Origin of the sequence: Staphylococcus caseorum (genome assembly GCF_049943195.1) — a bacterium.
In the GTDB taxonomy this organism is placed as follows: domain Bacteria; phylum Bacillota; class Bacilli; order Staphylococcales; family Staphylococcaceae; genus Staphylococcus; species Staphylococcus equorum_A.
In genome coordinates this window covers 2,160,092-2,186,030 of the sequence record NZ_JBNFUA010000001.1, presented here as the reverse complement: position 1 = coordinate 2,186,030, position 25,939 = coordinate 2,160,092, and the positions used below count along the sequence as shown (strand labels likewise).

Below are 25,939 nucleotides of genomic sequence, written 5' to 3'. Positions count from 1 at the left end.
ATTATGTAATTTCTTTGAGGGACTTAATGAATAAGATTAACGAAAAAGTAGATGAATCAATGGGTGATTCTAATACAGGTAAGAAGAAAATTAAGAGTGCTGGTAAAAACAAAAGAGATCAATGCTAAATATAAAGAGCGAGTTAATGGTAAACAGGAAGTAGAAGTAAAAGATTTCTTAGATAAAAATGAAATACTAATGCTTTTAAATAAAGATTAAGGGAGTGTTGTAACTATGATACTTGAAGGCGCTATGTTGCAAGTTAAAAAAGATTTCGAAAATGATTTTGAACAGTCTTTTAAAGAAGCTTCAAAAATTATTCGTTGAATGGATGGTTATATAAGTCATACTTTGAATAGATGCTATGAGAAGAAGGGTAAATATTTATTATTACTTTGATAGGTGTAACTATAACTTGTAATTATTCAACAGAAAGCGTTTGGTTTATTTTTTAATACAAAAAACTATTATCAATTAAGGGATAGCCTTTTACTTGTTTATTTTAACTTACTGAAAGCCTATATGTTTACCAGATTCTCTGATGGTGTCGCCTATCTCTCAGGCGTCTAATTGGCGTAGAGAGGAGGTGTATAAAGTGACGCTTATTTTCGTTCACATCCTAGCGCCAGTCATCAGTGGCTGTGCCATAGCGTATTTTACTTATTGGCTAAGTAAGCGCAGTAAAAAATAGGTGACATTAAGCCACACCAACAAAAATCCCCTCACTATTGCGAGTAGTGAGGGGATTGGTGTATAAGTGAATACTTATTTTCGTTACACATATTTTACCATGATAGGATAGGGAATGTAAAATGAATCAATAAACTAAGAACCACTAGACAAAAATTCAAATATTTGAAAAATCAAAGTTCCTAGCCCAACGATACATGTGACAATTTTAACTATTTGGGCGCCATCTCATTTAATCGTTTATGGATACTTATTCCTCGTGAATGAAATCTAATTCTTAATGCAAATAAACGCGCCGCTTATGGTCACAACTCATATTTTTAAGTAATTAAGATGTTTGGGATTTATTAAGCGATAAGTACAAACTCATGCTTAAAAATATCAAAATAAGTGAAAGTAGTAATAAAGTGATAGTACCTGTTAATATGTTTAAAATGCCTCCTATGAGAACAATACTTATAGGAGATACTGATGATAAAAGAGATGCTCTTATAGCAAAAAATTGCCTTTGTATATCAGGCGACAATTTTAATTGAAAATAAGAATTATTGCCAATTCGTAACATAGATAATGATAGCCCTATGATTAAACTCCCAATACCTCCGATTAACAAATTAGGAGAAATAGCGATAACTATTAAACCCAATGCACAAAATATAAAGGGTAGAATGATTGAAGCTTTTAAATAAGAGACTGATGACTTTATAGTTAAACTTAGAGCACTCATTAAAAACAAACCTATACTAAACATCACTTCAAAATATGCTAAATAAGAAGAACTAGCATTATTATCTACTACTATATAAGATGGAAAAATTATATTTAATAAGGGTATTAGCATTAAATTTAAAAGCATAAAATGAACCAATATATATGAGATGACTTTATTTTTAATCAGCCATTGAAAATTAATTTGATCAGACTTTGTATTTATCATAGCTACTTTATCTGAGTTCAAAAATGCTATGTTCCCCTTACATAAGTAAAGACAAATTAAGAAAATAAGGGATATTAAAGTCAATAAAAGTTCTACTTTGTTTTTACTAAAACTTAATAATAATGAACCAATAACAGGGCTAATGAAAAGGGCACAGTTATCAATTATAGATACTAAAGAATTATGTTTTATGGACTCTTTAGTATCTATATATTCACCAATTTTTCCATAAACTATAGGTGACATAAAATTATCAAATAGTGCTGAAATACCTAATGGAAGGGTCCATAGCCACCAGTAAGTGTCATAATAAATTAATGTCGCTAATAATAAAATTGTTATGAACTTAAAAATAAAAGTAATATTTAGAATTGTTGTAGTTTTTAATTTTTCATCTAATTTATTTAGTAAAAAACCAGAGAAAAAAGTGAATATAGTTTCAATTAATATGATTATAGTAATTATAAAAGATTGTTTTAACGACAACCATAGAAAAAACAAAACTATAAATTGGAATATTCTATTGGCAAAACTTAATAGAGTATAATTTATCAATAAGTTAGTAAACCCTTTACTGATTTTCAACATGCAATCACCTTATTGTAAAAAATAAAATCCTTTAAAATATAAAAAATTAATTATATTATAGCATATAAAGGCGCGAACAATATGAGTAATGAAGCAGGAGCTAAAATTTTGTTAGATGTTTCAGATGTAGAAGAAAGTTACGAAAACCATGTTCATAGACAAGGTTGTGTAGCATAATCAAAATTATCATAGTTAGCCCCAACATAGTGGATTTCTTTATATAAAATTCAATTTGTTGAGGGCTGATTTTTTTAGGGGGGTATAAATTTTATGAATATAAAAGTTCCTGATTTTTTAACTATAGATAATAATCCAGTTACCGGTTTGCGAGTGTTAAACTCATTGGAAAATAAATATATAAAAAGTGATATTTTAAAAAGCAATTTAATTTTGGATATATTGAAAAATTGTGCAGATTGGATTGATGAGCAAAGACTATTTGATGAAATGAGTAAATCTTTTGATTTAGAAAAAGAGTATTTTGAAAATTTATTGAATAAAATGATTGAAAATGGATTATTAGTTAGTAATGAGTATAAAAGATATAAGGATATAGAAAGTAATTCTACACATTGGATAAAATATAATTGGAATGATGCTTTAAAATTCCATATTCATACTAATAATTTACATAAAAATGATTATAGTAGTAAGCAGGGTTATATAGATGATTTAGAAGCAATGAAAAGCAAAATGAAAGAAGATAAAAATCCAAGTAATTATAAAGAATATGATTTTATTCAAGATATTTCATTAAATAATGAACAAAAAGCAAATCATAAAAATCTAGATAATACATTTAGAGATTTTGTAGGAATTGATAAATATAAATCAGAGATAAGTTTTTCTGATTTTTCCAAATTACTTTACCTGTCTTTTGGTCAAACAGGTATTAAAACAGATCCTGTAACAGGGGAGCATATAGCGAAAACTAGCCCGTCTGGCGGAGCACGGCATCCTTTAGAAACATATGTTTTTATAGAAAACATTACAGGATTGGAGAGAGGAATATATCACTATAGCATAAAGAACCATAGTCTGAAATTATTAAAGCAAGGTGAGTTTCTAAGTACAATCAAAAAAGATATTATCTGTGGAAATGAGAAATGTAAATTTAATATTAAAGCATGTTTTATACATTCTTTGATTTTTGAAAGAAGTATGCATAGATATAGAGAACCCAGATCTTATAGAGCAGTAAATTATGATATAGGTCATATTATGCAGTCTACTGCTCTAACTTGTAGTTATTTAAATATAAATAGCTATAGAGGTTATTCAATGAATGAGAGAGTTATTGAAAATTTAATAGGCTTAGATGGAATTTATGAAAGTGCTTGCACTTTTACTATTATTGGTTAGTAAGGGGCGATTATTATGATGGATAAAAAAATTAAATTAAACCCATTATGTAGAATAAAGGTGGGTGAGTATACAAGCAATAACTTAATCGTAGAACTTTTATTAGAGGGAAAAAAGAAGAACGTAAAAAGTTTTGAATTTTTGAAAATTGCTAACTTTATAAAAGAAAACAAAGAAATTAACAACTTAATAACTTTTTTAGTTAATGAATTTAAAATGTCTAATGCTGAGGCCAAATCGTTAATTGAAAAATACATAGAAAATAAAATTATAGTTTATGAAGATTACAGTATAACAAATTATGCGTCAATCGAACATTGGATTAAAAGAGGGTGGCTAGAAGCTCTGATTTTTCATTTGAAAACTAAAAATTTAAATTATATGGATGATAATCAAAAGGAAAGAGGAAAAATACTACATAAATCATTGGAAGAAAAAATAGAAAAATTTGGAATTCCTGATATTTACGAATATAAAAGTGGAAAAAAACGATTGCTCTTCCTGAAATTACACCTTTGCCAGATGTATCATTTGAAGAAACACTTCTCTTTAGACGAACTCACAGACCTTTCTATGATGAAGAAATGAGCCAACAACAACTATCTAATATACTTTATTATGCATCAATTGAAACCAATATACTTAGGCAAAGAACACAAAAGCTGATGTATAAAGATTACCAAGTTTTTGTGAATTCTTCCTTTTCCTCGTTTTTAAATTTAGATGTAACTGAAGAAATATATTCAATTTTAAAAATGACTTAAAATTGATGGAAAAAATATTGTTTATATCATCTTTTAGGAATTAAATAAAATTTCTACTTCTGTTTTAATAGTAGTTGGTGTATCTATGTTAATTGGCATCGTGTTTGGATGAATTTTAGCCAGATTCTTAGCCAAGAAAGAATTGGTGGATATTATAAAATAGAGTTCCATAGTTCTATTTATCATGATAAACTCCCTTCAGAGTATGCACTTAAAATATGAAAAATTTGGGAGAAGCTTTTTAGATTAGAAAATATAAATAAGCCGTTATACAGTGATAGATATATCATGAACAAAAGAAGTAGGTTAAAGTTGGAAAACAAAAATAAGAAGACACTTCTAGAAGAACTAAATGAAGGTGATTTAGCTGATTATTATTATTGGAAACATATTGATCCTCTACAGAAAGCTAAAGAGTGGAACGGCCCATACATCGAAGAAGAATATTTTACGTTTAGTGAATTCGAAAAGAAATATAGAGAAAGTAAATATCTTTATAAAAATACATTATCAACTTTAGCAATAAAATATGAAAATGATTTTTTAGGTGTTGTCACATCATATTGGAAAGATAAGAAATCCAGATGGTTAGAATGTGGTATTGTTATATATAAAAATAATAAATGGGAAAAGGGATTAGGTTCTCAAGTATTCAAAGAATGGATTAATTATCTATTTAAAGAAACTGATGCTAATAGAATAGGTATTTCAACATGGTCTGGCAATATTAGAATGATGAAAGTAGCAAGTAAAGTGGGCATGGTAGAAGAGGCATGGATACGTGAAGGGCGCGTAGTTGAAGGCGAATTCTATGATGCCATACAGATGGGCATTTTAAGAGAAGAGTGGCAAAATGTTAATTATTATTCTCACTAAAATAATTAATATTCCAAGTACAAGTATATGTAATATAAGAGACTTCCTTTTTGAAAGGAGATCTCTTAATTATTTCATGATCGAATTTTGTCATACTAGCAAAGCTTATCGATACTTGTTCTTAACTTTTCATTGAAGGCTTTAATTTCTTTTAAATGAAATTATCGTACTGTTTTTCTACTAATTATTTGGTATATAGTTCTTGAGAAATATTTGTTGAAAAATGCTTTGTTCACTTACCTGTGTCCTTTTGATAGTTAAACCTTTTTTAATTTAAATTTTCCTTTAATATATTAAGGTTCTAATTGCATCATTGCACCAAAATATTGCTGACATGTAGTGAAAGTTATAAAAGCAATCAATTCGCTAATCTCTTTTTTTGTTAAGGTCTCTTTCAATATTCTTATAACATAATCAGGAATATCAGTTCCTAATGCTAAGTAAACTTCTACAAAACCTATACAAACAGCAGATTTTTCATCACCTAATTGATGACTTGGTTTTCCTTTTGCTTTGCAATACATACACCCGTTCTTTTGCGCCAACATTCTTCGCATCTCTTCTTTTAATTCTTTAGATAGTGAGTGATCTCTTTCTAATGATTCACTAAGGTTGTTCCAATTGTTCATTATCTCAATGTTATATCCCAGTAATTTTTGAAACGGCGTTTTGCCATTATTAGATAATTGAATTATCGTCATATATACTCCTCCTTCTTTTAATTTATTTTAGAATATTACTTTAGTGAATTGAATGAGATATATTAGGTATAATGTAAATATAGTTTCTTAATGTAAGGAGAATTTCTAAATGGACTTAACAGACAGAAAAATTATAGAAACACTAAAAAGAGATAGTAAAGTTTCACTAAGTTATATAAGTGATAGTGTTAATCTTTCTACGCCTTCTGTACGAGAAAGAATTAATAAAATGAAAGATATAGGCATTATTAAAAAATACACAATTGATATTGATTATAAAACGTTGGGTTATGATATCGATGTACTTATAGATATTGTTATAAAAAACAATCTATATAGAGATTTTAAAGTATTTATAGCAAAACAAGATAATGTGGAATTTTGCTATAGAGTCTCTGGAGATAGTTGTTTTATTTTTAAAGTGCGTTTTAAAAATATGATGGGTGTAGAACAATTCATTGATAATTTACAAAGTTATGGACACACAAAATCACATTTCATATTTTCAAAAACTGTATAATTACAATTCTAAAAGAGCATGCAGAAACCAGCGGTTTCTGCATGCTCTTTATTATAGATTAAGGGTTAGATTTAATAATCTTGTTCGTTCATTTTATCAAAAATATATTTGGAGTAATTTACCGTGATGTTTTATTAGTTAAGTAAATATAATTGTTGGAATTACGATAATAATCATAATAAAAGCAGCTATGATACTAAGATTTATTTTTTTAGAAAAATAATAGTAAAAAGTAGGGATTAAAATGATATTAAGAACTGATAATGTAATTGATACCGTGGAAGTAGTAAAATCAAGTTCCGTATTTAATAAAATTCCTAAGAATTTAGATATAGTTAATTCTAATAAAACACTAAATAATAAATCATTATTATTTTTATGAGTTTTTTTAGAGAAAAAGAAATGAGCTATCTTTATTAAAAATAGAATAAAAGCAAATATAACTATGCTATAAAGAAGAATGAAAAGAACTGTAAAAATATACATTTGCAACTCATTCAATCCTATAGATTGACTTAATTTATTAATTTGCTGTTTATCATTGCCTTCATAAGAAACTAAGAAAAAGAAAAAAATAGAAATTAAAAAATAAGGTAAAAAAAGAAAAAAATACAACAAAGAATTATTGGAAAATTTATTCATAAGATTACCTCCTATGCAATTTACTTAATAAGAACTGTATTCCATTCTATTATACAATACAACTTATTATTTTTAAAAATTAAATACCTAAACCTGTGTTTGATTTTCATAATTTCACCAACTCATTTCAATTTAATTTCTAAATTTTCACATCACTAATTGGAGTCAGCCCATTAATTTTTAATGCTTTTATTACATATAATCGGCAAATCTATCTCTAAAACGCATATGCAAAATGGACCCTAAGCTAAAGATTAGAAGACAAAGGAAGATATTATACAGTGCCAGTTCCCAATGCGTAATAAAATACCATTCGTGGTGTAATATAGCTGCCCTATATCCTCCAGCTAGAAAGTATATCGGATTAAATTGCATGACTGTTCCAATTATTTGATTATTTGGTAAATAGAGTATAGAAGAGACGAAAAATATCATTCTCATTAAAGTTTGTAGAATTAAATGTATGTCTCTAATTAACATACTTAATGTTGAAGCTAATAACGCTATAGCATTGGTTAAAACTAACGCATAAAACAAGTATATAAATAATTGTAAAGTATATATAGAAGGCTTGTATCCTCCAATGAAACAAACACCCATAATAATTACTAGTAGAAAAATATGACCGTAGAATTTACTAAAAACGACATAACTAGGAATAATAGAAAGTGGGAAATTCATTTTAGCTACTTGATTAAATTTAGAAGTAATAGACTTACTACCTTCTAGAACACCTTCATTTACGAAAAACCACATACTGATCCCAACAATGAGCCAATATATAAATGGAACGCCCTCCATAACCTTATTGCTTCTTAGAGCTAAACCAAATACAAACCAAAAAACAGCAATTTGCATAGTAGGATTAATTAATTCCCACGCCATTCCTAGATAATTCTTTTTGTTAGAAATTCTTAATTGAAATTCCGCTAATCTTCTTATTAAATATAAATTTTTTAGTTGTTCTTTTAATACAAACCATATTGAATTCATTTGAACATATCACTCTTTCTAAATGTAACGATACTTTTGCAAAAAACCAAATACATATCATATTCATATTTTATTATTATATAATTTGTTAACATTGCTAAACTTTACAATAACTAAATAACAGACACAACTTTTTATTCAGATAAAACAAAGTTATTTTTAAAATGACTAGTCTAATTCAGTCAGCCACTGCCAATATAAAAAAAGGCTGACACATGTGATATGTCCCAACCTTATTGTATTCTTATATAGAATTTCATCTTAATGACAATTTCTCTGGTATCTAGAAAGTATATGTATTAAACAATCAATTTTTACTTGTTCTTTGTGCACCCTTAACAAACTCCTAAATCTTTCGCATAATTCTTTTATGAGAAAGATGCGCCTAACAATGCAAAGCCTATATACACTACAAGATATGCAATTGTCCAAATAATAGCTGATTTTTTTGAAAAACGATTTGTAGCGAATAATATAACGCCAAATACATATGCACCAATAAATGTTTGTAAATTAAATGCACTTAATACTTTGTTTCCTTTATCAAAAATATTAAGACTTGTAATAGAATAATCTGTTGGTGATAAGCCAGCGATCCACTGAATCAGTATGACGATTAAAGCAATAATTCCGGTAATCAATGTATAACTTAAAGTAGCAGAGAAAATTGATTTTCCACTTGCATCAGATTTCATGATCATGGAAATCAGTAAAAAGATGACAAATGTAATACCAATACTAACAATAGCACCGAATATGCCAGCAATTGCACCACCGATTTGTCCGAACATTTTAGCTTGTTCTAATTCCGCTCCTGTCATACCTGCATCTTTATACAGTTCGTTATAGTCAATTGCAAGCGACCCAATAACAGCTGATAATGTCATTACTACTATTGCGAGAATTAATTTTAAAACCCATTTAGGCTTATTACGTAGTTCTGAAAAGTGTGAAACTAAGGGTAATTTTGATGTTTCCATATGAATTTTTCCTCCTGTATGTATAATGACCAAAGCATAACACTACACATAAAATATTAAAATAGTTTTATAGAAATTAAAAAAATAATAAGTATTTATAACACTTAAAGATATATAGAGTAAATAATAAGTATTTATGACATTCAAATAGTAATAATCATTCAAAAATATGTTATTAGATATATTTTTAATTGCGTGGCTATGGTAGTCTTGTAAAGTGAATAAATACAAGGAGTGTTTATCAATTGAAGAAAAAGTGGATGTGGCTTATAGGGATAGTCGCGATAATTGGATTAGTCGTCGTGGCATTGGTTTTGAAACAGACCAACAGTAGTTCGGCGGAGAAAGATGGTTATGATACATATACAGTGGAGAAAGAAAGTCCACTCAATTTAGAGGGAAAAGCATCACCCAATTCAGTTAAAACATATAACAACAACAGTCAATTAGGGGCATATATCAGTACACAAGTTGATGATGGTCAATCAGTTAAACAAGGAGACCCGTTAATTAACTACGATATTAATAATAGTAAGCGTGAACAATTAGCAGATAAAGTAGATGAAGCGCAAAATGCTGTGAATAAAGATTATCAAAATATTAATCAAAGTCCTAACAACAATGATTTGCAAAAACAATTATCACAAGATCAAAATGCATTAAGTGAAGCACAACTACAACTGAATTCGCATGATAAACAAGTCAATAACAGTATCTATGCAGATTTTGATGGAAAAGTGGATATTAAAAATGAAGATAATGTAACAGATGGTGAAAAGATTCTTCAATTAGTATCCAATGAACCACAGATTAAGACGACAGTTTCTGAATTTGACCTGAATAAAATCAAAGAAGGCAATAAAGTAGATGTGAAAGTGACAAGCACGGGTGAAACGGGCGAAGGTAAAATCCAAAAAATTTCAGAATTACCTAAGAGTTATGAAGAAAATTTAAATGAATCTGCTGCTGGTGGTGCTTCGGCTGTATCGGGTAGTGAGGATGGAGGTGACACGCCGCAAGCCTCGAACCCAGTTGAAGGTGATCCTAGTGGTGGAAATGATTCAGAATCATCCCAATATACCGTAGTTATTGACGATATAGATATCCCAGTGCGTGCGGGTTATTCTATGGAAGTGAAAGCACCGTTAGATTCTATTAAATTGCCTAAATCTGTCCTTACAAAAGATAATAATGTTTTTGTGGTAAGTGAGGAAGGAAAAGTTAAAAAACGAGATATTAAAACAGACGAAATCAACGGTGAAATTTTCGTGAAAGAGGGTCTGAAAAAAGGAGATAAACTCATTAAAAACCCTAAAAAAACAATGAATGATGGAGATAAAGTTGAGGTGTCATCATGATAGAACTGGTAGATATCAATCGATATTTCAAAAATGGCGATGAACAAAACCATATTTTGAAAGACATTAATATCAACATCAATGAAGGTGAATTCATTGCGATTATGGGTCCTTCAGGTTCTGGTAAAAGTACGTTAATTAACATTTTAGGATTTATTGATCGTGGTTATGAAGGTGATTACCTTTTTAATCGTAAAAATTATCAAGAAAGTTCAGATAACCAACTTGCAGATATCAGAAATAAAACAGTTGGCTTTGTCTTTCAAAACTTTAAATTAATTCAAAATAATACAATTTTAGAAAATGTCAGCATTCCGCTCGTTTATGCAGGGTTAGGCACTCAAGCGCGTAAATCACGTGTAACACGCACGTTACATGATGTAGGTTTGTTTGATAAAGAAAATTTAGTGCCCAACAAATTGTCGGGTGGGCAACAACAACGTGTTGCCATCGCACGTGCTATTATCAATCAACCCAAGTTTATTATTGCTGATGAGCCTACGGGGGCACTTGATTCGAAAACGTCTAAAGATATTATTGAATTATTTATAAAATTGAATAAAGAACATAATACGACGATGATATTAGTCACGCATGATCGCAAAGTTGCAGATCAAGCAGATCGTATTATTCATATTCTTGATGGTCGTGTTCAACGAGAAGAGGTGGTTGGATGAAGAATTTGTCTAATATTATCGCCATTTCATTCAAATCTATTTTAAAAATAAGCGACGTAATATTTTTACGATGATTGGTATTATTATTGGTATTGCAGCTGTTATTACAATTATGTCTTTAGGAAACGGTTTTAAAAAAACGGCTTCTGAAGAATTTGAAGATACGGGTGCTGGAAAAAATTCTGCAAATATTAATTTCATGAGCAATGATATGGAAGGCGCGAAAAAGAACCCTTTCAGCCAGCAAGACTTGAGTATTATAAAACAAGTTGACGGCGTGGCAGATGCCGAAATTAAAGAAACAGATGACCAAGGTTTTTCTGCAAAAATGACTAATGCGCAGAAAAAAGGCGATATCAGTATTGTGAAAAAAGAAGCTATGGATAGTCCTGAAAAAGGACAAGGCTTTGATGAAGATGATAATGAATTACGGAAGAAAGTCGTAACAGTTGCTGATAAAATTGCCAAAGATGTTTTTAATAAAGATGCCATTGGTAAAACATTATATATTGATGATCAAGGTTTTGAAGTCGTGGGTATTGCCAATGACACGATGAATCCATCAGCTGTGAATATGCCTTCAAAAACATTTGAGCAATATATGAGTGGTTTAAGTCAAGATTTTCCGTCATTAAAACTTTCATTGGAAGACGGAGCTGATAAAAAAGATACAGCAAATAAGGTCGTAGATGAATTAAATAAAAAAGGTTCTGGCATCAGTGACGGAAGCTATAGTTACAATGACACTGAAGAAATGATGAAAGGTATCAATCAAGTCTTTGATGCGATTACTTACTTTGTGGCAGCAGTCGCGGGTATCTCATTGTTTATTGCTGGAATTGGCGTAATGAATGTGATGTACATTTCTGTTTCAGAACGTACAGAGGAAATTGCGATTCGACGCGCATTTGGTGCGAAGTCCCGAGATATCGAAATACAATTCTTAGTGGAAAGTGTCGTGCTTTGTGTGATTGGTGGCATCATCGGTCTGATTATAGGTATCTTAATAGCGTCAGGCGTCCATGCGTTAACGCCTGACTACATTAAGAGTGTTGTCAGTCTAGGTTCCGTTTTAACAGCAGTTGGTGTATCTATGTTAATCGGCATCGTATTCGGTTGGATTCCAGCCAGATCCGCAGCTAAGAAAGAATTGATTGATATTATAAAATAGAGTTCGACAGTTCTATTCACATGATAAACGCCCTTCAAATTGACACTTAAAATGTGAAAGCTTTGAAGGGTGTTTTTTAGTTTAGAACATATAAATAAGCCGTAATTAAGTGATAGATATTGGTGTTGCGATTTTGAACATATTAAAAATAGTTTAAGTTAACTTTTCATGTAAGCTATTTTTGATATCAGCCTTATAAATCAATCTTAGTGCGATAACCATTAAAATTAATGCGATAATTCTTTTAGCATCAAAGTGAATGACCATGCCTTCAAATAAACCAAAATGGTCGATGATCATACCCATGGTTAGTTGTACGATAACAGCAGAAATATTTGTTGCTATAACGCCTATTTTGGGAATTGCTACAATTGTTAAAAATAGATAACCGACACCAAACCAAACAGCACTCAATTGCCATTTAGGGGCACTAAAGAAATCTAAGAAGTTACCTTCTCCAAAAAACAAAGTAATAATGAATAAAATCATACCACCTGTTATAAATGTTAAAAATGCACTTTCTAACGTTCCTGCTTTTTTGCTAAAAGCCCCGTTTACTGATGATTGTGTACTTAAAGTGATACCAGCTATTAAAGCTATGACTACTAAAGCTACTTGCATTTTATACTCCTCCTAATAAATAAGTGTTAATGCAACTATCATTAGTATAATTGCCACTACTTTTTCAATTCTTAATGGTTGTTTTTCACTGCCTAGTATGCCGTAATGTTCTATTAATGCACTCATAATCATTTGGCCAACCACAACGCTTCCCATTGCTAGGCCAACACCTATCATAGGAATGATGAAGACTAAAACAGTTAAGTAAATAACACCTAATATGCCGCCAGTTAATTGCCATTTAGGTGCTTTAATTGCGTAAGATAGTTTGCCTTTGCCTAAAAACAATAATGCAATGCCTAATATGATTGTTCCTATGGCAAAATTGTATAAACTACTTTCTAATTCTCCAATAGAATCACCTAATACTGCATACATGGCACCTTCGATACTCAAAAATATACCTGCTACTATAGCAAGGATATAAAATATAAATTTATTCATGATTTACCTCTTTTCCTCATTTCGCGAATTGTCGAATTATAATCAATAAAAAAAGACCTTTAAAGATCTTCTTTTATTAGATTGGCTAATTCATTAATACTTTCTTCGTTTCTTCTATAATAAGTCCATTGACCATGTCTTTCAGATTCTAATAGCCCTACTTGCTGCATCATTTTTAAATAATGTGAGACAGTAGAGGGGGACATATTGGCTTTCTCTTGTATATCTCCTACACATACGCCACCTTTTTCTTTTAAATATTCACCTGTATAAATATGTCCAAAATGATCACTAGGATGTTTCAGCCAAACTAAGATATCAACACGGGCATAGTTACTTAATACTTTAAAAGTTTCAACTAAATTTTTCATAACACATATACTATTCGAGAATATTCGAAATGTCAATGCACAAATACTTTTCAATATAATAACAACAAAATTTTGAATGTTATTATCACTAAAATGACTAATAGTCTAAGCATATATATTAAAAGAGACTTCCTTTCAAAAAAGGAGTCTCTTAATTGTTTCATTATCAAATTTACTTTTAATAACAAAGCATACGGATAGTTATTGTTAGCTATCTAAATAGCTTTTAACTTTTCATTAAAGTTTTTTATTTTTTCAGCTCTTAAATTTGTATAATATTCTATATCTTCTTCTCTAGTTTCTAAAGGGAATATGTTATAAATATCTTGATAAAATTCAATACTTGATTTATTACGTTGGCCTTCTAAAGATATTCTTGTACTATCAGGTTTAGTTGTTGATAATTCATAATTAGGTATCACACTATGATACACGTTTACTATTTTGCCATCTTTTATTAAATCTGATGTATTTATAAATTTAACCTCTATATGATGTTGATGTGATAATTCTCTAGTTAACATTGCTAGCATCACGTCACAAAACATGATGGTCATGACGCCTTTATTTTCAAATGTAGAGGTTACTTCTAGTTTTTCAATACAAAATTTTTCGGTTTCCCCAAAATGCTTGAACCTGGACTCGAATTCCTCATTTTCTTCACCATCACATCTACTAATCACACTTGTTGCAATGTAATCAAATGAAGTATTTTTTAAATAATAATAAGAACTTCCATAATCGATTAATCTATTGTATGTGAAGGCATTTGTTTCTTCATATTTATTTTTACAAATTATATTAAATGGATTGGTAATACTATCCTTTACAATCATACATTACGCTCCTTATAAATTTTTTGCTTATATAATAGATAGTCTTCACAACATCTATTATTAAACGTTGATTTAAAAACATAGAAAAACACCCCACATTAAAATGTGAAGTGCTAAAGCCGATATTTTTTGAATAGAAATAATATTTCAACGAAATAAAAATCGCTTCTTTTTAATATAATTCTGATATTTTATATTCAATATCCAACTATATCAAAGTTCAACATTTAAAGAAACATAATTGATTCATTCGAATTTAATTATGAGTAGATTAAAATATTTTTAATGAAATAAAGTCTTCTCGTATCGACATTTTCTCCGACTTTGTTGGCGATTTTTTATGTGTATTTTCTACTTGTACCGCCTCAGCTTGTAGTCTTCAACTAGTAATTCTCCTGCAAGAGTCGGTCAGACTACTGCTACTTCTTTATAAAAAATGGCTTACTCGTTTAAACAACTTTGAGTTTAATAAAACAATTGAAATAATAATAAAAATATAATTTTAATTAAAAGTATTTATAATATTTATAAAAATGGTATTCTAAAGTAAAGAGGAGGCTATTATGAAAATCATAAAATACATATCATTAATAACATTAGCCTTGTTATTAGCTGCTTGTAGCAATGGAGAATCCGAAAACAAAAGTTCTGATCAAGAAGCGAAAGCAACAGAAATTCCAAAAAAGGTCTTTTCAAGTCAAAAAAATGACGAAAAGATTAGTGAAGATGAAATGGGTTCAAGTATCAAAAAGTATTTAGACACATTTGATGCATTAGATGAAAATACTTCGGAAATTAGAGATAAAGATGAATTAAATGAAAAAGACCAGGATAAATTAAATAAACTTACTAAACTTACAAATAAAAATGATAAGAATTTTAAACAGTTTATAGAAAATAATCAGCTCCCGAAGCAATACGAAAAAGGAAGTTTAAAAGTAAGTAATTATGTAACTTCAATAAATGAATTAATGAATCAAATCAACGATAAAGTAGATGCAACAATGGATGATGCTAATACGGACCAAACAAAATTAAAAAATGTAGGCGAAATAAAAGAGATAAATGCTCAATATAAAAAGCAAGTTAATGGTAAGAAACAAAAAGAAGTAGAACAATTTCTGAACAAGCATGATATCCAAACTAAGGCTTTTGAATAAAAAGGATTGAGTTAGATTGACACAACGAAGAACAAAATATAAAGCAATTACTATTGCGTTGAATTTTGTCTGTATAGAGGTGATATTGTGAAGTGGTTTTTATTTTTAATCCAAACAATTTTGACAATTTTATTAGCTGTTTTTGCATATCAACAAATGAATCAAAATCACTTAGACACTTGGTTTTCTTTTTATCTGTTGTTTTTTATTCTCTTTTTATTTTGGAATAATCGTGATAAAAAACGTTGAATATATAATTTAGATAAGATTTGTAAGAGCTAAGTGTTCTGAAAGATGGCTTTTTCGTATTTATAGGTATTGCTGTAGTTGCTATATTTTTAAATGTTACGGGTTTGAATTTTGCGCATAATAGAGTTTGGAGTAGTTTAGGTAATTTGGAATTAATTAATATCTTTAAAGATAAAGAATTGAACGGAATGATTGTATTAGGACTTATACTAGGGTTTATTGCTTTTATTTTAGGCTTTTCTTCTTTTGAGAAGGTGAAAAAATCTAAAAAATTAAAAGACGAATAGAGAAATATACAACAGCTGAATATTGTAAAATGAGGAAAAGGAATTCGAATGAAATAATTATGTCATTTTAATTTTAAAGGAGATAAAGGTATGAAAAAATTTATTAGCTGGATTCCATATATGGCAATTATATCTATTGGAATGTGTTATACATTAGGTTTTCCTTTTGGTATCGGACCTAGCATTGCAATAGGCGCAATGATTGGTATGACTGTTGATCTCGATAAAAAGAGAAAATTAATTTAAGAATTTAGGTGTTCCATCTAAAGCACCATTTGTAGCAGGTGAGAAGCCGATATTACTTATAAATACATGATAGGCATTTTCATATATAAATTATATAATTTCATCAAGAAAGAATAAATTAAAATTGTATTTTTTGAATTGTTGATTTAGGAGGAATGAGATTATGATAGTAAAAAACTATAAGTTTGTCCAAGATAATTTTCGAGATATGATTAATAAAGTGAATGAGGATAGGAATACGATCACTATTACAACGAAAGAATATAATGCTGTCTTGATGTCAGAAGATGATTATGAGGCAATCATGGAAACATTATACCTTCAACAGAATCCTGCCAATGCGAAACGACTTGCAAGTGCTATTGAGAATTTAGAACGTGGAAAAGGTAAGATTGTAACCATTAATGAGTCATCAAATGATATCGTGTAGAGATAAAGGGACTATGAAAGGACTTGAAAGAGATAATGCAAGTTTAGTTGCTTCATGTAGGTACTATTATAAATAAAGTACCTTACTTTACAGAATAATCTCCACTTTTCATAAAACACCTCCGTATAAGTTCATTTGGAAATGAACTTATACGGAGGTGTTTTTATTATTTTCTATTGCCTCAGTTAATACGTTTTTGTAACACTCATAAGCTTATGAAAATTTTCGTTTTATGAATTAAGTCGCCCTTATATTACATGTTTTGTTCTTTTAAATTAATTAAATTATTTTTAAATAGTAGTTGCTAAAGTAACAAAAAATTATATAATTGATAATGAATATCAATATCAATTATATATGGGGAACATAGATGAAAAAATTAACAGTACCATTTTTAATAGTATTATTGCTACTGACTGCATGTAGCAATAATGATCATAATGAAAAGGCGAAAGATGAAAAAGAGTATGCTTTAGACTCTGGTAAAAAGATAAGTATACCCAAAAATCCCCAACGTATAGTTGTTGCAGCTGATACATACGCAGGAGGTATAAAGCAACTAGGCGGACATGTAGTTGGTGTGACTAAAGATATAAAGCAAAGTGATATATTAAATGAAAAATTCAAAAAGGTTAAAAAAATAAACGCTGAAAATGTAGAAGAAATAGCTGAACTAAAACCAGATCTTATTATTGCAGATACTGATGACAAAAACTTGAAGAAGTTCCAAAAAATCACAAAAACAATCCCGATGGAATATGGTAAAAGAAATTATTTAGATACTCAGCTTCAATTAGGAAAATTATTAGGAAAAGAAGAAAAAGCAAAGCAATGGGTGAATAATTGGAAGAAACAGACAGCTAAAGATGCTAATGAAATCAAAAAGCACATTGGCACTAATGCCACAGTTTCAATTTTTGATGACTTTAATAAAGAATATTATGCTTTTGGTAAAGATTGGGGTAGAGGAGGAGAAATTTTGTATCAGGCATTTAATTTAAAAATGCCAGAACCTTTAGAAAAGGTAGTGAAAAAAGATGGGTATAAAGCTTTATCATTAGAATCAATGCCTAAATACGCTGGAGATTATATTATTACAATGAGTGAGGGAAAATCCTCTCCAGAATTTGAAAAAACTAATGTTTGGAAGAATATTCCGGCAGTAAAACAAGATCATGTATTTCACGTTAAAGCTGAAAACTATTGGTATAATGACCCATACTCATTCGAAGAAAATAGAAAAATACTAAAATCCAAATTGCTAAACAACTAAATTTAATCCTTTATAGTTTATTAATTAGAATATTTGAGATAAACAATCTTGTATCCTTTCATAATGCAAAATGATTTTAGACACATCTCTGTTATTATAAAGTTTCTAACTTCAACTACTTTGAATTTGTCTCTCCAATTGGTTGGCATCTGTTGTCGCTAAATTAAAAAATATTTTTGAGGGTATTATATAAATAATAGGTATCTAAATACTTGCCACTAGGAGGTTAGTGTATATGTTTAAAAATATATTATTACCCTATGATTTTGAAAATGATTTTAGTGCAATTCCTGACCATTTAGCAAAAATGGTTGATACAGATTCAATTGTTACAGTTTATCATGTGGTTGAAGAAGCTAATTTTGCAACTAATTTAGAAAATTATATTGAACATAAGAGTGATATTATTAGAGAAACAGAAAGCGATCTTGCTCCATTTTTACATGAATTAGATGAAAAAAAGGTTCAATACAAAGTAGATATTGATTTTGGACCTGTTAAAGATACAATCTTAGACAAAATTACTTCTGGCGATACAGATAAAGGTGAATACGATTTAGTAATTATGAGTAATCATAGAGTGAGTTTGAATATTAAACACGTTTTAGGAGATGTTACGCATAAGATTGCTAAAAGGAGTTCTGTCCCAGTATTAATTGTTAAATAAAGATAAAAAGTATAGAAATTCTATTGAACTAACCATCATGTCTAATATTTTTAATATATACTGACCTGAAAAGTACTACAATCTTATAATGATATATTCCCTTCAAGGTGTCCGCTGAAAAAGTGTGGATTTTGAAGGGATTTTTAATTCATTCATATCTGCCCGCCATTATCCCGTTTGTTTATTAATTTACTATGTAAAATAAAAAATTTTTGCATAATTTTCAATAATGATGGTATATTACATGTAAGGGCTTACATTTATATAAAGGGGAGAGATTATTCAAGGGGAAAATGATAGATAAAATAGCCGGATTAAACAAAGATAGGAGTCGCAAGTATGAAAATTATTCCTTTTTCAGATTTGAAAGACATCATTAATGAAGGTGATGTGATAGCCCTAGCAGCATTATCAACGGCTAACTTACCAGCTGAGATTCTCAAAACATTAGTCGATCAATATGATGAGCATCAAACACCTAAAGCCTTCACCTTTATGTTGGCAAACGATATTAGTGATTATCGTGGTGACAGTTATGATTTAGATTCTTTTGTATCAAGGGGTATGATCAAACGATTAATCACAAGTATTATTACTGGTTCACCTAAGACAATCAATGCAATGCGCAATAATGATATTGAAGCCTATTACGTGCCTCAAGGTGTAATTACGACACATTATCGTAGTCAAACACCTGCTTCACCAGGGACAATTACTAAGATTGGGCTGAATACTAATGTCGATCCTAGATATTCTGGTGGCAAAGTAAATACACGTACGACAGAGGATTTAGTATCTTTAATTGAAATCAACGGAGAAACATATTTAAATTATGATTTTCCAGAAATTGATGTCGCATTGTTACGAGGTACATATGCCGATACAGAAGGTAATATTTATATGACGCATGAAGCACACCTTGGAGAGGGTTACAGTGTTGCAGCAGCTACACATAAGAATAAAGGTAAAGTGATTGTGCAAGTGAAATCAGTCATCCAAAGTGGGCGTTTCAATCCAAGTGATGTATTTATTCCAGGTAAACTTGTAGATTATGTTGTAGTTAATAGTAACCCAAAATATCATAGACAGGTTGTCCAAACACAATATGACCCAGCACTTTCAGGACATTATCAGATTACTGAGATGCGAGAGCCATATATAGCATTAGGTAGCCGTAAAGTGATTTTGAGACGTGCAGCTCAATTTTTACTTGAGGGAGACGTAATCAGTATTGGTTTTGGCATTAATAATGAATTGTCGAATGTTTTAGAAGAGGAGCAAGCCAATCATTTAGTTCAAACGAATATAGATACAGGCGTTTTTGGTGGATTGATTAGTAGTGGTAATTACTTTGGTATGAACTACAATCTCAGTGCGCGTATGAGACATGAGTTAACATGGGATTTTATCTATAACGGTGGTATAGATGTTGCATTTCTAAGCTTTGCTGAAGTTGACCAATATGGCAATGTTAATGTGTCTAAGTTTGGAGACAAAATGAATGGTTGTGGCGGTTTTATTGATATTAGCCAATCAGTTAAAAAAATTGTTTTTTCAGCTTCGATGGTTGTTGGGGGTCAACTAAATTTCGCTAATGGTGAAGCTCAAGTGGAAACCCAAGGTAAGTCACCCAAATTTGTAAAACAAGTGGGCAACATAGATTTTAATGTTGAAAATGCACAAAAATTAGCACAGGAAGTTTATTTTGTTACCGAACGCGCAGTATTTGAACTAACGGACAAAGGTATTAAATTAATTGAAATTGCACCTGGCTTAGATTTAGAACGAGATATTTTAGCAAATATGGAGTTTCAACCAATCATTTCTGAAGAGATTAAGGTAATACAGAGTGATATTTATCAAAACACATGGGGAGGTCTGTCTCAGGTAATTAAGTCGGAAGATCGTATTTAAATTAAGGGGGAGAAAAATATGAATTACGACTGGATTAAAACGAGAGCAGTATTTGATGAGGAAAAGCCAGCAGTTATCGATCCATTTAAAGGTACTGAATGGACTTATCAAGATTTAAATAAACGTGCAGAGAATTTAGCAAACCATTTACAAGATCAAGGTATAGAACGTGGGGACGTCGTGGGTATTTTCTCACAAAACGATGTAGCTATTCTAGATTTACTATTCGCTACATTCAAGATAGGTGCAGTATATTTACCGATGAATTGGCGTTTAAAACCACAGGAAATTGAAAGTGTAATCCAAGATTCTGATGTGAAATTAATTTTTTATTCACAAAAGCATTTATCAAGTTTAGAAGGCATTGCAGACGGACTCATTCATATGGATGTTGATTCCGAGCAATATGATGATATGGTGGATCCTAACAATCACCGTCCATTCAAAACGGTAAATGTAGAAAAAGATGATTTAGCAGCGTTAATGTACACGAGTGGTACCACAGGATTACCTAAGGGCGTTATGTTTACGTATGAAACTTTCGTCAGTAATCCAATAAACACGGCACTCACTTATAAAATAAATTCTACGTATAAGACCATTGTTTCAACACCCATGTTTCATGTATTAGGTTTTAATGATTTGACGCTACCATTGTTAATGGCAGGCGGCACATTGATTATACAACGTTACTTCAATGGTGAAGCATTGAATGATCTCATGGCACATTACAAGCCTGATTATTTAATACAGATACCAACGATGTACTATGCAATGTTAGTTGCAGAGAATTTTGACCTTAAAAACTTCGATAACATTGAATTCTTACTTCAAGGTGGGTCAGCACCGCTACCAGCTGTGCAAAAGAAATTTAACAGCATGGGCTTATCTATCATTAATGGTTACGGTTTAACGGAAGCACCACTTACAGTGGTTAACACGCCAGAAAATGGTGCTGAAAAACCTGGTAGTATTGGACAACCCGTCATGTTCGTAGATTACCGTATTTTAAATGATGAATTTGAAGATATACAAACTGGAGAAATTGGTGAATTAGCTGTAAGAGGTAATAATGTCACACCGGGTTATTGGAAGAAGCCTGAAGAAACAGCGAAAAACTTCAAAGATGGATATTTCTTAACAGGAGATTTAGCAAAAATAGATGAAGACGGTGATATCTATATTGTTGATAGACGTAAAGAAATGATTATCACTGGTGGTGAAAATGTGTTGCCTTCAGAAGTAGAAGCGGTCTTAGCAACACATCCTTTAGTAGCACAAGGTGTGGTAGTGAGCTATGAAAGTCCCAAATATGGAGAATCTGTCTCAGCAGCAGTGGTATTGACTGAAGATGATCCAGACTTTGAACAAAAACTGGACGCGCACATGAGAGAAAACATAGCTGGATATAAAATTCCGAGAATGTATTTAAAATTAACAAATATTCCGCTGAACTCAACTTCAAAACCAGATAAGTTAGAGTTACAGAAGAAGATGAATAGTAAAGCTGACAAAGCACGTCAACAAGATGATGAATTAGCTTAAATAACTTATGCTTTTATAAATATTTTAAGATAGTAACTATAAAATTTTTTGACAATCTTTGTAAGCGTTAACGTTAAAGTGGAGGTTTTAATTATGTCAACAAAAGAAGAAGTAATCAAAGCATTATATCCAGAGGATATTTTAAGTATTGCGAAAGATTTAACTGAAGGAGAAGTTAAATTATTAAAACAGCTTAATGATATGTTAGAAGAAAAGTACCGCGACTCTATTAATGAACATTGGATAAACGCGACACAGCCCGAAGACTACTTTGATGAATTAGGAAAGTTAGATTATTTCAACAATCCATTATTATATGAAGGACGTGAAGGTGAACATACGCCAAGTCAGATGTTCCAATTCTTCATGTCATATACAATAGCTAAATTTGATGTATCTTTAGCGACACTGCTAGGTGTACATCAAGGCTTAGGTCATAATTCGTTTTGGTTTGGTGGTAGTAAGGAGCAACAAGCTTATTATTTACCAAAATTACAGTCACACGAATTACGTACGTGTTTTGCTTTAACAGAACCAGAACATGGCTCTGATGTCGCAGGTGGTTTAGAAACTACTGCTAAAAGAGAAGGCGATGAGTGGATTATTAATGGTACGAAAAAATGGATCGGTGGAGCGAATGTCGCTGATGTGATACCACTGTATGCAGTGGACGTGGATACTGGAAAACCTAAAGGGTTTATTATCGAACCAGACCAAGAAGGCGTGGAAATCGATCTTATTGAAAATAAAATCGCATTACGTATTATACCGAATGCTAATATTCGTTTGAAAAATGTGGTCGTTAAAGAAGAACAAAGGCTGCAAAATATTAATAGCTTTAAAGATATTGCGAAAGTATTATATTCTACTCGTGCAGGTGTGGCGTATATGGCAACAGGAGCGATGGCAGGTGCATTAAAAGCTACGACAGACTACGTAACGCAACGTAAACAGTTTGGTAAAGAAATTAGTAAGTTCCAATTAATTCAAGAGAAATTAGCCATGATGCAAGGCAATCTAGCTCAAGCAATGGCGACATGTGCGCAACTTGCACGCATGCAAGCGAAAGGTGAATATGATGAAGTGGCAACTTCAACAGCTAAGATGATGAATGCATTAAGATTAAGAGAAACAGTAGCAATGGGCCGTGGCGTACATGGTGGTAACGGTATTTTAGCTGGAGAGTATGACATTGCAAGATTCTTTGCAGATGCGGAAGCGGTTTACACATATGAAGGTACACATGAAGTCAATGCGCTCGTAATTGGAAGAGCAATCACGGGAGACTCAGCATTTATTTAATATAAAGCATGAACGATTGAAACTATAGAAAAAACAATTTGGAGGTTTTAGTATGACGATAAGAAAAGCAACTGTGTTAGGTGCAGGTACGATGGGTAGTCAAATCGCTGCGCTCCTTGTCAACGCAGGTTTAAAAGTAAAATTATTAGACATTGTGATTGATGAGAACGAACCTAATAAAATTTCCAAAAAAGCATATGAAATCATAACAAATCCAAAGCGCCCACAGCTATTTGATTTAGCCTTTGCCTCAAATTTATCTTATGGCAACTTTAATGAAGATTTGGTTGAGCAAGATGATGCGGACATATATATTGAAGCAGTAAAAGAAGAAGTAGATATTAAGCATCAAGTTTGGGATAAAGTAAAAAAAGTAGCAAAAGCTGACGCTATATTTGCAACGAATACATCAGGAATTCCAATTGAATCGATTGCTGATGTATTTGAAGAAAAAGATAAAGCACGATTTTTCGGAATGCATTTCTTTAATCCACCACGCATTATGAAGTTAGTCGAAGTGATTCCAAACGAAAAAACGTCTGAAGCAGTAGTGGAACGCGTACAAGCATTTGCAGAAGACGTATTAGGTAAAGGTGTCATCGTTGCAAATGATGTCCCAGGGTTTGTGGCTAACCGCGTTGGTACACAAACAATGAATGACATTATGTACAGAGCAGAAAACCAAGACTTTTCTATTACAGAAGTGGATGCTTTGACTGGGCGTAGTATTGGACGACCAAAAATGGGAACGTATGGTTTATCAGATTTAGTTGGTCTTGATATTGCTATGACAGTAATTAAAGGCATGCAAAACGTACCAGATGAACAACCATTTTTCCACGACGTAAAACTTTCGGAAAAATTAGCAGCAAAAGGTGCATTAGGTAATAAAACGAAACAAGGATTTTATAAAAAAGTAGATAAAAAACGTTTCGTCTTTGATTCAGAACAAAATGATTATGTGCCACCGCAACCACCACAATTAGAGATTTTAGGTAAGTTTAGTAAAGACTTGGCTTCTAACTTAGACGTTATCTTTAATGCACAAGATGATGCCGGCGTATTTTTATGGGAAACATTGAGAAATAATTTCTATTATTCAGCGATTAATGTACCTAAAGCTGCAACAGATTTTAAAGATATTGATCGCGCCTTAGTATGGGGCTTTAACTGGAAACAAGGGCCATTCCAATTGTGGGACTTAATGGGCTTCGAACGTGTGAAGTCACGCATGAAAGAAGAATTAGGATCACTTCCAGAAGATTGGATAGAGCAGCGCAATGAAGCATTCTATAGTGAAGGTGAATCGATTGAACGTGTTACACCAGTAGCAGAGTATATTGACCAAGAGATTTGGGAAAGAGCAGATTCTAACTTATCAGTAGCGCATAAAGATCAATTGCTATTAAAATTACAAAGTAAAAACAATGTGATTACTGGCGGATTCCTTGATGATTTATTAGAATCTATTAACAAATTAGAAGATGAAGACTACAGTAGCATGGTCATCTATGCAGGCGGCAACAACTTTAGTGTCGGTGCGAATTTGTATCAAATGAAAAAAGCACACGAAGAAAATAAAGTGGTCTCTGAAGTAGGTGACATGGTCGGAAAACTACATTATATTTTCACTAGACTGAAACATGCGTTGAAACCAGTTGTTACTGCAGTTCAAGGCAGAGCGTTAGGTGGCGGTTGTGAACTTGTACTTCATTCACCATTTGTGGTTGCTGCAAGTGAATCTTATATTGGTCTTGTCGAGACAGGCGTAGGGTTACTACCAGCTGGTGGTGGACTCGCAGAATTAACGGATAGAGTATTGCGCACAAATCATAAAAATAATGATAAACAAGATTCAATTACTAAAATATTAATGCAAGTTGGTTTTGCAAAAGTCTCAACAAATGCATATGAAGCAGTGAAATATGGTTATTTAAGAGAGACAGATACTGTGATCTTGAATACTGAAAGACGTGTCGAAGTTGCATTAAATAGAGCACGTTACGAATCAGAAACAAATTACGTACCTACACCAAAATCACAATACATTGCTTTAGGCAAAGACTTTAAGGCATTAGCTGAAGGTCAGTTAGATGCACAACGTATGGGTAACTTTATCAGTGACTACGATTATGAAATTACGTTAAAAGTGGCAGAAGTTTTAGCAGGCGGTGACATTCCTCGTAACACATACGTGAATCAAAGATATTTACAGACACTTGAAAAAGAAAGATTTTTAGAACTTTTACAAAATAAAAAAACGTATGACAGAATTTCACACATGTTAGAAAAAGGAAAACCACTACGCAATTAATAATTGAGAGTAAAAAGAAAG

The 25,939-nt window shown here is 31.1% G+C and carries 26 protein-coding genes and 1 pseudogene; 18 read left to right on the top strand and 9 right to left on the bottom strand.

What is annotated here, in order from left to right:
- Nucleotides 1-595 precede the first annotated feature (595 nt).
- On the top strand, nt 596-691 hold the full coding sequence (locus ACP3TL_RS11170) for a type I toxin-antitoxin system Fst family toxin (protein ID WP_141714419.1): 96 nt from the start codon (nt 596-598) through the stop codon (nt 689-691).
- Nucleotides 692-1,018: 327 nt separating this feature from the next.
- On the opposite strand, the gene ACP3TL_RS11165 is transcribed toward ACP3TL_RS11170, so the two are convergent.
- The gene (locus ACP3TL_RS11165) at nt 1,019-2,212 is read right to left on the bottom strand and encodes an MFS transporter (RefSeq protein WP_176722977.1); all 1,194 of its coding nucleotides are present in this window, start codon (nt 2,210-2,212) and stop codon (nt 1,019-1,021) included.
- Nucleotides 2,213-2,485: 273 nt separating this feature from the next.
- Between ACP3TL_RS11165 and ACP3TL_RS11160 the strand changes: the two genes are divergently transcribed.
- From ACP3TL_RS11160 to ACP3TL_RS11150, 3 genes are all read left to right on the top strand, one after another.
- A complete protein-coding gene (locus ACP3TL_RS11160; protein ID WP_069832300.1) occupies nt 2,486-3,577 on the top strand; it encodes a SagB family peptide dehydrogenase in 1,092 nt (363 codons plus the stop codon).
- Nucleotides 3,578-3,592: 15 nt separating this feature from the next.
- Nucleotides 3,593-4,165, top strand: coding sequence for a hypothetical protein (locus ACP3TL_RS11155; protein ID WP_069832299.1), 573 nt, complete (start codon nt 3,593-3,595; stop codon nt 4,163-4,165).
- Nucleotides 4,166-4,653: 488 nt separating this feature from the next.
- Nucleotides 4,654-5,217, top strand: coding sequence for a GNAT family N-acetyltransferase (locus ACP3TL_RS11150; RefSeq protein ID WP_256092650.1), 564 nt, complete (start codon nt 4,654-4,656; stop codon nt 5,215-5,217).
- A gap of 293 nt (nt 5,218-5,510) precedes the next feature.
- Here the strand turns inward: ACP3TL_RS11150 and ACP3TL_RS11145 are convergent, their stop codons facing one another.
- A complete protein-coding gene (locus tag ACP3TL_RS11145) occupies nt 5,511-5,918 on the bottom strand; it encodes a carboxymuconolactone decarboxylase family protein (RefSeq protein WP_069832297.1) in 408 nt (135 codons plus the stop codon).
- Nucleotides 5,919-6,027: 109 nt separating this feature from the next.
- Between ACP3TL_RS11145 and ACP3TL_RS11140 the strand changes: the two genes are divergently transcribed.
- Nucleotides 6,028-6,438, top strand: a complete 411-nt coding sequence (locus tag ACP3TL_RS11140; RefSeq protein ID WP_069832296.1) for an Lrp/AsnC family transcriptional regulator — start codon at nt 6,028-6,030, stop codon at nt 6,436-6,438.
- 138 nt (nt 6,439-6,576) lie between these two features.
- Here ACP3TL_RS11140 and ACP3TL_RS11135 read toward each other — a convergent pair whose 3' ends face one another.
- The 3 genes from ACP3TL_RS11135 to ACP3TL_RS11125 all read right to left on the bottom strand — a co-directional run bounded on the left by ACP3TL_RS11135 (nt 6,577) and on the right by ACP3TL_RS11125 (nt 9,053).
- Complete coding sequence (locus ACP3TL_RS11135) at nt 6,577-7,080, bottom strand: hypothetical protein (RefSeq protein ID WP_285336755.1); 504 nt, start codon at nt 7,078-7,080, stop codon at nt 6,577-6,579.
- 192 nt (nt 7,081-7,272) lie between these two features.
- Complete coding sequence (locus ACP3TL_RS11130; RefSeq protein WP_069832294.1) at nt 7,273-8,073, bottom strand: ABC transporter permease; 801 nt, start codon at nt 8,071-8,073, stop codon at nt 7,273-7,275.
- 368 nt (nt 8,074-8,441) lie between these two features.
- Complete coding sequence (locus ACP3TL_RS11125; protein ID WP_069832293.1) at nt 8,442-9,053, bottom strand: YIP1 family protein; 612 nt, start codon at nt 9,051-9,053, stop codon at nt 8,442-8,444.
- A gap of 245 nt (nt 9,054-9,298) precedes the next feature.
- Here ACP3TL_RS11125 and ACP3TL_RS11120 point away from each other — a divergent pair, with 245 nt between their 5' ends.
- The 3 genes and pseudogenes from ACP3TL_RS11120 to ACP3TL_RS11110 all read left to right on the top strand — a co-directional run bounded on the left by ACP3TL_RS11120 (nt 9,299) and on the right by ACP3TL_RS11110 (nt 12,259).
- The gene (locus tag ACP3TL_RS11120) at nt 9,299-10,411 is read left to right on the top strand and encodes an efflux RND transporter periplasmic adaptor subunit (RefSeq protein WP_069832292.1); all 1,113 of its coding nucleotides are present in this window, start codon (nt 9,299-9,301) and stop codon (nt 10,409-10,411) included.
- Entirely contained in the window at nt 10,408-11,088 is a 681-nt protein-coding gene (locus ACP3TL_RS11115; RefSeq protein ID WP_069826314.1) for an ABC transporter ATP-binding protein, read from the top strand. Before ACP3TL_RS11120 ends, ACP3TL_RS11115 begins: the two co-directional genes overlap by 4 nt.
- A pseudogene (locus ACP3TL_RS11110) lies at nt 11,085-12,259 on the top strand (ABC transporter permease). Before ACP3TL_RS11115 ends, ACP3TL_RS11110 begins: the two are co-directional and overlap by 4 nt.
- A gap of 153 nt (nt 12,260-12,412) precedes the next feature.
- On the opposite strand, the gene ACP3TL_RS11105 reads toward ACP3TL_RS11110, so the two are convergent.
- The 4 genes from ACP3TL_RS11105 to ACP3TL_RS11090 all read right to left on the bottom strand — a co-directional run bounded on the left by ACP3TL_RS11105 (nt 12,413) and on the right by ACP3TL_RS11090 (nt 14,531).
- Entirely contained in the window at nt 12,413-12,880 is a 468-nt protein-coding gene (locus ACP3TL_RS11105; protein WP_285326608.1) for a DMT family transporter, read from the bottom strand.
- Nucleotides 12,881-12,892: 12 nt separating this feature from the next.
- Nucleotides 12,893-13,324: a DMT family transporter gene (locus ACP3TL_RS11100; RefSeq protein WP_069832291.1), complete on the bottom strand. Its 432-nt coding sequence runs from the start codon at nt 13,322-13,324 to the stop codon at nt 12,893-12,895.
- Nucleotides 13,325-13,383: 59 nt separating this feature from the next.
- A complete protein-coding gene (locus ACP3TL_RS11095; protein ID WP_069832290.1) occupies nt 13,384-13,695 on the bottom strand; it encodes an ArsR/SmtB family transcription factor in 312 nt (103 codons plus the stop codon).
- 215 nt (nt 13,696-13,910) lie between these two features.
- Nucleotides 13,911-14,531, bottom strand: a complete 621-nt coding sequence (locus ACP3TL_RS11090) for a hypothetical protein (RefSeq protein WP_069814956.1) — start codon at nt 14,529-14,531, stop codon at nt 13,911-13,913.
- Between the two features lie 563 nt (nt 14,532-15,094).
- Here ACP3TL_RS11090 and ACP3TL_RS11085 point away from each other — a divergent pair.
- The 10 genes from ACP3TL_RS11085 (at nt 15,095) to fadB (ending at nt 25,918) form a co-directional block, all read left to right on the top strand.
- On the top strand, nt 15,095-15,691 hold the full coding sequence (locus ACP3TL_RS11085) for an NDxxF motif lipoprotein (protein ID WP_069832289.1): 597 nt from the start codon (nt 15,095-15,097) through the stop codon (nt 15,689-15,691).
- A 395-nt stretch (nt 15,692-16,086) separates the two neighbouring features.
- Nucleotides 16,087-16,227 carry a hypothetical protein gene (locus ACP3TL_RS11080; protein ID WP_285326613.1) on the top strand — a complete coding sequence of 47 codons (141 nt, stop codon included), beginning with the start codon at nt 16,087-16,089 and terminating at the stop codon, nt 16,225-16,227.
- 90 nt (nt 16,228-16,317) lie between these two features.
- On the top strand, nt 16,318-16,473 hold the full coding sequence (locus tag ACP3TL_RS11075) for a hypothetical protein (RefSeq protein ID WP_176722976.1): 156 nt from the start codon (nt 16,318-16,320) through the stop codon (nt 16,471-16,473).
- 163 nt (nt 16,474-16,636) lie between these two features.
- Nucleotides 16,637-16,903 (top strand): type II toxin-antitoxin system Phd/YefM family antitoxin, encoded by a 267-nt coding sequence (locus ACP3TL_RS11070; protein ID WP_069832287.1) that lies wholly within the window; start codon nt 16,637-16,639, stop codon nt 16,901-16,903.
- A gap of 370 nt (nt 16,904-17,273) precedes the next feature.
- A complete protein-coding gene (locus ACP3TL_RS11065) occupies nt 17,274-18,176 on the top strand; it encodes an ABC transporter substrate-binding protein (RefSeq protein WP_069832286.1) in 903 nt (300 codons plus the stop codon).
- A gap of 235 nt (nt 18,177-18,411) precedes the next feature.
- On the top strand, nt 18,412-18,843 hold the full coding sequence (locus tag ACP3TL_RS11060) for a universal stress protein (RefSeq protein WP_069814952.1): 432 nt from the start codon (nt 18,412-18,414) through the stop codon (nt 18,841-18,843).
- Nucleotides 18,844-19,182: 339 nt separating this feature from the next.
- Nucleotides 19,183-20,757, top strand: a complete 1,575-nt coding sequence (gene fadX / locus ACP3TL_RS11055; protein WP_069832285.1) for a fatty acid degradation protein FadX — start codon at nt 19,183-19,185, stop codon at nt 20,755-20,757.
- Between the two features lie 18 nt (nt 20,758-20,775).
- Nucleotides 20,776-22,302 carry a long-chain-fatty-acid--CoA ligase FadD gene (gene fadD, locus ACP3TL_RS11050; RefSeq protein ID WP_285326617.1) on the top strand — a complete coding sequence of 509 codons (1,527 nt, stop codon included), beginning with the start codon at nt 20,776-20,778 and terminating at the stop codon, nt 22,300-22,302.
- 93 nt (nt 22,303-22,395) lie between these two features.
- Nucleotides 22,396-23,604 carry an acyl-CoA dehydrogenase FadE gene (gene fadE, locus ACP3TL_RS11045; protein ID WP_069832283.1) on the top strand — a complete coding sequence of 403 codons (1,209 nt, stop codon included), beginning with the start codon at nt 22,396-22,398 and terminating at the stop codon, nt 23,602-23,604.
- A 52-nt stretch (nt 23,605-23,656) separates the two neighbouring features.
- The gene (gene fadB, locus ACP3TL_RS11040; RefSeq protein ID WP_069832282.1) at nt 23,657-25,918 is read left to right on the top strand and encodes a 3-hydroxyacyl-CoA dehydrogenase/crotonase FadB; all 2,262 of its coding nucleotides are present in this window, start codon (nt 23,657-23,659) and stop codon (nt 25,916-25,918) included.
- Nucleotides 25,919-25,939 lie beyond the last annotated feature (21 nt).